This is a genomic window from Porcincola sp. LCP21S3_C12, assembly GCF_052118625.1.
Lineage (GTDB): Bacteria > Bacillota > Clostridia > Lachnospirales > Lachnospiraceae > Porcincola.
This window is the reverse complement of sequence record NZ_JBQKGW010000081.1, coordinates 1-505: the sequence shown is the minus strand read 5'-3', so window position 1 is coordinate 505 and position 505 is coordinate 1. Positions and strand designations below refer to the sequence as shown.

The 505-nt window shown below is 52.3% G+C and carries 1 protein-coding gene and 1 pseudogene; both read left to right on the top strand.

Annotated elements, in window-relative coordinates; all coding sequences use genetic code 11:
• The coding region (locus ACTQ1N_RS12765; RefSeq protein ID WP_441957016.1) for a hypothetical protein at nucleotides 1–202 on the top strand (202 nt) is incomplete at its 5' end.
• Nucleotides 203–304: 102 nt separating this feature from the next.
• Nucleotides 305–505: pseudogene (locus tag ACTQ1N_RS12760) on the top strand (phage portal protein); the annotation flags it as partial.

Sequence of the window (505 nt, the reverse complement as noted above, 5' to 3'; positions counted from 1 at the left end):
CACAAACAAAACGGAGGACAAGGCCATGACGAAAGCAAGCTACAGATTCATTAAAGACGGAAACACCTACACCACAGCACAGGGAAACAACCGGTTCGAAGCACAGCTGAAACTTGAACTTCAATTCCAGACAGATCTCACGGGAGCAACCTTCGAGGAGCTTTGGAAGGGCAAGGTCGAGAGAATCGGGATCGTAAAATAAACCAGAAACAAACAGGAACGAACAGGGCATTCACCAAGACGGTGGGTGCCTTTTTCCGTGGAAGAACTGCTGCGGACAGCGGCAGAGATAGGAGTATGACACATGGGATTTCGGGATTTATTTCACAGAAGGAAGGCAAGAGCGGATCCGAAGGATGCAACATCCGGCAGTGTCTACCGCGCTTACTACGGGCACACCTCATCCGGAAAGACCGTAACAGAACGGAGCTCCATGCAGGTGACCGCTGTGTATGCCTGCGTCCGAGTGCTGGCAGAAGCGGTGGCAAGCCTGCCGCTGCATTTG